Below are 6,077 nucleotides of genomic sequence, written 5' to 3'. Positions count from 1 at the left end.
CCGTCTGTGGTGGGGGGCCGGGCCGTCTACTGGGGGGGGGCGGGGGCTGCGGGCGGTGGCCGTCACACCTTGAAGCGGACCGCCTCCAGCTGCTGATACTGCTCGATCGGGCTCCCGTGGTACTTCCACCCGCCGGGGTCGGTGCACACGGGCCCCATCCACTTCCTGTCCTTCACATAGGCGTCACTGCACACGGAGCCGTCGAAGACCTTGAAGGTGTATCCCTCCAGCGGGGGGTCTTCGCTCTTGGAGCTGCCGAAGTACATGTTCTTCCCGTCCTCCTTCTCCGCCCACGGGATCTCTTTCCGCCACCCTTCGCCCACCCAGGCGCCGGTGCCCGTGACGCCCTTGGTGCCGATCACCGCGATGTTCAGCGCCTTGATGGCCTTCCCCTTGCCGACCGTGCCGGCCTCGACGCCGTCACACACCGGGTCCTGCCAGCCCTCTCCCTTGACCAGGGCGCGGTAGCAGATGTGGCGGCCCTCGCTGCGCTCGGAGAGCTTGCGCACCGCGTCGGCCGCGGTCTCCTTCCTGGGTTTCGCGGGCTTGTCTCCCCCGCCACCACCGCCTCCGCCGCCGCCCTTTTCGTCGTCCGAGCCACCGCCACCGGGCTTCTCAGCGGAGTCGGACGGCTTGTCCTCGGGCTCGGGCGGCGGGCTGCTGATCGGAGGGGGCGAGCTGGACGGCGCGATATTTCCGGCTGCCTCCGGCTTCTCCTTCGCCACGCTCGCCACTTGCGGCCGGTACGACAGCCAGATCACCACGAAGGCGATCGTCACGGCGAGGAGCAGCCCGAAAGTGGTGGCCAGCCAGCCCGGCAGGATCCCGCGCTGTACGAAGGTGCCGTTCACGTCCATCGGCTCGGTGCCGGAGCGGCGCACGGCCAGCGAGTAGGGCTGCTCCTGCTTGGAACCGAACCAGGTGATCTGCCGGGGCCGAAGCGTCGTCTTCACGAACGCGGCCCGGCCCGGCTCGATCTGGATATTGCTCGGCTGGAGGTCGTACGACAGCCGGTCCCCGTTGTCGCTGCCGCTGAGCGAGGCGGTGACCTTGGTGTTGCCGAGGTTGTCCACCGCAAGCCGCGGCCGCCCCCGGAAGCGTCCCTTCACCGTCGGCGGCACCAACTCGGCACGCACCTCGGTGAAGGGGGTGATGGTGAGGTTGCCCTCGGGGACGGTGACGGCGTCGGGATGTTCTGTCGGAGTGATCCGCACGCCGTACGGATTGGGTCCTGCGGTCGCGTCCGGCGTACGTGGCGGCGCGAAGGTCAGCTCCACCGTGCCCGTCGTCCCCGGGTACAGCCGCAGCGATGGCGGCTCCACTCTGGTCCAGGGGGTGAGGTCACCGACCGGTTCAAAGCGGTACTCGTCGACGATGTCACCGGTGTTGCGCAGCTTCAGCCGCACCGTGGTGCTGCTGCCGGGATCGACGGTCGCGGAGGCGGGTTCTAGGGAAGTCCAAAGGCTCACGCCACGACGCTAGGAGAGCCTGCGCGGTCCGTCAGGAGTCCGCCGGGCAGAACTGGTTGCCTGGAGGGGCAGCGACATGTGCTGCCCGGACCGCCGGACGCCCGTGCCTCGACCCGAACTTCACTCCCCGTTCATGCGGTCGGTCGGCCGGGCCCGTCCGTCGCGGTCCAAGTGGCCCTGCCGCTGGGGGGAACGAAGGCTGATCCACCACCCCTACCCGGCCATCTCCCGTCCGGGCAGGGCCGAAGGGGCAGCCGTGCGGGCACCGTCACGGGCGGGGTGGCCGGGCGCCGGGTTCCGCGCCACGGCGAAGTGCCCTTGCGGGCAACGGGTTTGCCCGGCAACCGGCACCGGAGGCCATTTCGGCGGCGGCCCGCACCGACCAGGCTGTAGGAGTCCCGTCTCGTACCCCGAGGAGAACAGAGCATGCCGTCCTACTTGTCGCCCGGCGTCTACGTCGAGGAGGTCGCCAGCGGTTCGCGTCCGATCGAGGGGGTGGGCACCTCCGTGGCGGCCTTCGTCGGACTCGCGCCGACCGGAACCCTGAACGAGCCCACGCTGGTGACCAACTGGACCCAGTACGTGGCCGCCTTCGGCGACTTCACCGACGGGTACTACCTCGCGCACTCCGTCTACGGCTTCTTCAACAACGGTGGATCCGCCGCCTACGTGATCCGGGTGGGCGGCTCCGCCGAAGGCTCCTCCGGAGACGGCAATGCCCCTGCCGCGGTGACCGGCGGGGCGCCCACCGCAGCGCTGCCCGCCGCCGAGCCGAAGCAGCTCGGTGCGTTCTCCGTGGCGGCCACGGCCCCCGGCACGAACGGCCAGCTGACCGTTGAGGTCGCAGACCCCGAGGGCGAAGGCCCCGCGGAGCGCTTCAAGTTGATCGTCAAGAGCGGCGACAAGCCGGTCGAGACCTTCGACGTGAGCGCCAAGAAGGGCAACAGGTCGTACGTCGTCACCCAGGTCAAGGAGCGCTCCAAGCTCATCACCGTGACGGAGAACGCGTCCGGAGCGCAGCTCGTACGGCCGGAGAACCAGACCGTCGCCCTGCCCACGCCCCCCGCCACGGCCCCCGTGCCCGCGGCCGTGGAGCAGGACACGCCCTCGCACCCCGGCCCGGCCAAGTACCTCGGCGACTCCGCCGACCGCACCGGCTTCGGCGGCCTGGAGGCGATCGACGAGATCTCCATGGTGGCCGTCCCGGACCTGATGGCCGCCTACCAGCAGGGCGCGATCGACCTGGAGGCCGTCAAGGCCGTGCAGCTCGGGCTCATCGCCCACTGCGAGCTGATGGGCGACCGGGTCGCGGTCATCGACCCGCCCCCGAGCCTGAATGCCCGTCAGATACGGGTGTGGCGCCAGGAGACGGCCGGCTACGACTCCAAGTACGCGGCCCTGTACTACCCCTGGCTGAAGACCTTCGACCCGGCGTCGGGCAAGGCCCGCCTGATGCCGCCGAGCGGTCACATCGCCGGCATCTGGGCCCGCAACGACTCCGAGCGCGGCGTACACAAGGCCCCCGCCAACGAGGTCGTACGCGGCGCGGTCGACCTGGAGCTGCAGATCACCCGCGGCGAGCAGGACCTGCTCAACCCCATCGGCGTCAACTGCATCCGCTCCTTCCCCGGCCGCGGCATCCGCGTCTGGGGCGCGCGCACCCTCTCCTCCGACCCCGAGTGGCGCTACCTGAACATCCGCCGGTACTTCAACTACCTGGAGGAGTCGGTCCTGATCGGCACCCAGTGGGTGGTGTTCGAGCCGAACGACCACGCGCTGTGGGCCCGGATCCGGCGCAACATCTCGGCGTTCCTGATCACCGAGTGGCGCAACGGCGCGCTCTTCGGCCAGCGGCCCGAGGACGCGTTCTACGTCAAGTGTGACGAGGAGACCAACCCTCCGGAGTCGGTCGACCTGGGCCGGGTCGTGTGCGAGATCGGCGTCGCGCCGGTCAAGCCCGCGGAGTTCGTGATCTTCCGCCTGTCCCAGTTCTCCAGCGGCAGCGGGGAGTTGGACGAGTAGGCCGCCGTCCGCCCTCCATCCTCGTACGCCATCGCCACGAACATCGCCACGAAGCCTTAGAAGGACAGCGATTCCATGAGTCTCATGCAGGGTGACTCCCTCACTTCACACAACTTCGGTCTGCAGATCGACGGCGTGATGGTCGAGTACCTCCAGGAGGTCAGCGGTCTGACCCTCGAACAGGACATCATCGTCAGCCAGCAGAACACCGCGCAGGGGAAGATCGACATCAACATCCTGCCGGGCGTGAAGAAGAACGGGCAGTGCACCGTGGTGCGCGGCATGACCCAGTCGTCCGCGTTCACGCAGTGGATCAACGACTCGATCAACGGCCAGATGAGCACGGCCCGCAAGAACGCCTCCATCATCATGATGGATTACCAGGACAACCCGGTGAAGCGGTACAACCTGCGCAACGCCTGGTGCAACAAGATCGACGCCAGCAGCCTGAAGGCCGGCGAGGCCGCCGTGCTCACCGAGACCGTGACCATCGTCTTCGAAGAACTGGTCATCGAGTAATGCGGCGCAAGGCTGCAGGTGCGCCGGACGCGGGCACACTCGTCGCGGCTCCCCCGGCCACTCAGACCGCGGCGGGGGGAGCGGAGTCCCCCGCTCAGGCTCCCTCCGCCGCTCAGCCCGACACCGCACCGCGGGTCCTGCGCACGGAGTTTCCCTTTCAGCTGCCGCGTGGATACGTGGACGAGGCGGGGACCGTGCACCGGGACGGCGTGATGCGCCTGTCGACGGCGCGGGACGAACTGATCCCGCTGCGTGACGTCCGCGTCCAGGAGAACCCGGCCTACCTGTCGGTGGTGCTCCTGGGCCGGGTCATCACGCGCCTGGGCACGCTGCCGTCGGTGCACGACGGGACGGTGGAGAACCTGTTCGCCTCCGACCTGGCGTTCCTCCAGGACTTCTACCGACAGATCAACGCCGAGGGGCACACCCGCGCCGCCGTGGAGTGCCCGCACTGCTCCGAGCCGTTCGAGGTGGAACTCGGCGGGAGCCGCCTGGGGGAATCGTGACGTACGCGACCGACCGACTGCACGAGGAGATCGCGTACGTCGCCTATCACTTCCACTGGGGTCTGGAGACGATCCTGGATCTGGAGCACCATGACCGCCGCCTCTACGCGGACCAGATCGCGTCCTTCGTGACGCTCGCCGGGGCGGAGGGCTGAGCGGTGGGATTCTTCGACAGGCTGAGGGGCCGGGGCGGGAGCGCGGTTGATGGCGCTGCCGAGCCGGATGTCGGTGGCGGGGGTGGTGACGGCGGTACCGGTGGTGCCAGTAGTGCCGGTGGTGCCAGTAGTGCCGGTGGTGCCGCCGCGGTCCCGTCGGTCGGCGACGCCGCGTCCGGCGGTGCCGGGAGGACCGCGGGTGCGTGGTCCGGGCTGCCGCCGATCCAGCGGTCCGTGCGCGACGGCGGGTCCGGCGTCGCGGACTCCGCGTTCGGCATGCGGCTGCCCACGTGGCAGAACCCCTCGTTCACTGCGACGTTGTCCCGCATCGGCCTCCTGGACGGGGCGTCGTCGAGCAGCCTGCTTTCCTCCGCCTTCTCTACGTCGCCCGCGGCACTGAGCGACACGGCGCGGCCGATCACCGGGCTCGAGGGGGCCGCGAGCGCGGCGCCCTGGACACCCGCGTCGCCGCCCCCGTCAGCGCGCCGCCTGCCGGTGGCGCCGCTGCGTGAGGTGCAGCGGGCGGAGTCGACGCCCGCCGCGCCCGCACCGCCTGCCGCTGCGGAGGTATCCGGAGCGGAGGCGCCGAAGTCAGGTGCGTCCGGCGGCCCGAAGGGGCCTGCCGCATCCCGTCGACCGGTGGGGACCGTGGGAGCGGCGGGACCGGTGGGATCGGCAGGGTCGACCGCCGGGCGCACCGCCCCCGTGGGCCCCGGCAGACGGCCGGGGCCCACGGCATCTGCCGCGCCTGTAGGGGTCGTTGGAGGTCCGGGGCAGACTCCGGTGGTGGCTCCCGTACCGCTGCAGCGTGTTGCGGCGCCCGGAGTGCAAGGTGCGGGAGCGCCTGCCGTCCGGAGTTCTGGAGCACCCGGGGTGCCTGTGCCTGCACCTGTCACACAGCGGCTGGCACGGAATCCCGCACGGAATCCTGGAGTGCAGCCTTCCGGCAGGCAGAGCCCCGGCTCCCGGACCGTGCAGCGCTCGCATGCCGCGCAGGAGGGGAAGGGGGCGTCGGCAGTTACGCCGCCCCGTGCGCAGGGCGCTGCAACGCCCTTGCCCGCCCCGGCCCGTGGGGTACGCGTGACGCCCGCCCCGGCTTCGACGCCCCAGGCGGCCACGCGACCCCTCGCCCTGACCAAGGCGCCGGTCGCGCCTACGGCCGTACAGCGCCGGGTCCTGCCTGTGGCCCGTCGGGAGCCTGCGCCCGAGCCGACTGCTCCGTCGGCTCCCGTGACACCAGCTCCCGTGACATCGGCTGCTACGACGTCGGCTGCCGCTTCATCGAGGGCCGCGTCACCGGCTGCCGCTTCGTCGAGTGCCGCTACGTCGGCTACTGCATCGTCGGCCGCCGCTTCGCCGAGTACCGCATCACCGGCTGGCACCTCGTCGCCTGCCGCTTCATCACC

6 protein-coding genes are annotated in these 6,077 nt (G+C 70.5%); 4 read left to right on the top strand and 2 right to left on the bottom strand.

Annotation, left to right across the window (positions count from 1 at the left end; translation table 11 throughout):
- Positions 1–62 precede the first annotated feature (62 nt).
- Positions 63–1,469, bottom strand: coding sequence for a hydrolase (locus ACFQ7F_RS35520; protein WP_383279952.1), 1,407 nt, complete (start codon positions 1,467–1,469; stop codon positions 63–65).
- 426 nt (positions 1,470–1,895) lie between these two features.
- On the opposite strand from ACFQ7F_RS35520, the gene ACFQ7F_RS35515 reads away from it, so the two are divergent.
- From ACFQ7F_RS35515 to ACFQ7F_RS35500, 4 genes are all read left to right on the top strand, one after another.
- Positions 1,896–3,491 (top strand): phage tail sheath subtilisin-like domain-containing protein, encoded by a 1,596-nt coding sequence (locus ACFQ7F_RS35515; protein WP_383279949.1) that lies wholly within the window; start codon positions 1,896–1,898, stop codon positions 3,489–3,491.
- Positions 3,492–3,566: 75 nt separating this feature from the next.
- Positions 3,567–4,010 carry a phage tail protein gene (locus ACFQ7F_RS35510; RefSeq protein ID WP_383279946.1) on the top strand — a complete coding sequence of 148 codons (444 nt, stop codon included), beginning with the start codon at positions 3,567–3,569 and terminating at the stop codon, positions 4,008–4,010.
- Entirely contained in the window at positions 4,010–4,516 is a 507-nt protein-coding gene (locus ACFQ7F_RS35505) for a hypothetical protein (RefSeq protein ID WP_383279943.1), read from the top strand. The genes ACFQ7F_RS35510 and ACFQ7F_RS35505 overlap by 1 nt, the downstream gene beginning before the upstream one ends.
- A complete protein-coding gene (locus tag ACFQ7F_RS35500) occupies positions 4,513–4,671 on the top strand; it encodes a DUF6760 family protein (protein WP_383279940.1) in 159 nt (52 codons plus the stop codon). Before ACFQ7F_RS35505 ends, ACFQ7F_RS35500 begins: the two co-directional genes overlap by 4 nt.
- Here the strand turns inward: ACFQ7F_RS35500 and ACFQ7F_RS35495 are convergent.
- Positions 4,620–5,405 (bottom strand): hypothetical protein, encoded by a 786-nt coding sequence (locus ACFQ7F_RS35495; RefSeq protein ID WP_383279938.1) that lies wholly within the window; start codon positions 5,403–5,405, stop codon positions 4,620–4,622. The genes ACFQ7F_RS35500 and ACFQ7F_RS35495 overlap by 52 nt on opposite strands.
- Positions 5,406–6,077 lie beyond the last annotated feature (672 nt).

This window comes from Streptomyces sp. NPDC056486 (assembly GCF_042795295.1).
Taxonomy (GTDB): Bacteria; Actinomycetota; Actinomycetes; order Streptomycetales; family Streptomycetaceae; genus Streptomyces.
This window is presented reverse-complemented; position numbering and strand designations above follow the sequence as displayed.